The organism is Tardiphaga robiniae, assembly GCF_001618955.1.
In the GTDB taxonomy this organism is placed as follows: domain Bacteria; phylum Pseudomonadota; class Alphaproteobacteria; order Rhizobiales; family Xanthobacteraceae; genus Tardiphaga; species Tardiphaga robiniae_A.
Window position 1 is genome coordinate 1 of sequence record NZ_LVYV01000047.1, and the last position, 511, is coordinate 511.

The window sequence follows — 511 nt, forward strand, 5'->3', positions numbered from 1 at the left end:
CCGATGATGCGGTCCATCTCGTCCGAGCGGGCGGTCAGCATGACGATGGGCGTCGCCTTGTGTCTGCCGACGCGCAGCTCGCGGCTCAAGACGAGGCCGTCGTCGCCCGGCATCATCAGATCGAGGATGATCAGATCGACTGTATTTGCCTCGAGGAAGGTCCGCATCTGCCGCCCGTCGGCAACGGCGGTCACCCGCAGACCGTTCTTCTTCAGGTAAGCGGACACAAGCTCGCGGATTTCCCGATCGTCATCGACGATCAGGATGTGATCGATGTGCGCCATGGCAAGACACCCCTTTGACCGCCATTTCTTGTCAGAACGAGAATGCCGTGACAGCAGTATTCATCGGCTCGTGCCTGTGGCAATGCAGCGGTCAACGCAAGGACCGGAAAGCGGCACGCAGCTCGGCGCTGAAGAGATCCGGCTCTTCCCAGGCGGCGAAATGTCCGCCTCTGTCCACGCGGTTATAGTAGATGAGATTGCGGTACGCCCGCGCCGCCCAGCTCTTC

1 protein-coding gene and 1 pseudogene are annotated in these 511 nt (G+C 61.3%); both read right to left on the reverse strand.

The window, feature by feature from the left end; genetic code table 11:
* Positions 1–284: response regulator (locus A4A58_RS24080; protein ID WP_139069931.1), on the reverse strand; the 284-nt coding region annotated here is incomplete at its 3' end.
* 91 nt (positions 285–375) lie between these two features.
* Positions 376–511: pseudogene (locus A4A58_RS31595) on the reverse strand (epoxide hydrolase); the annotation flags it as partial.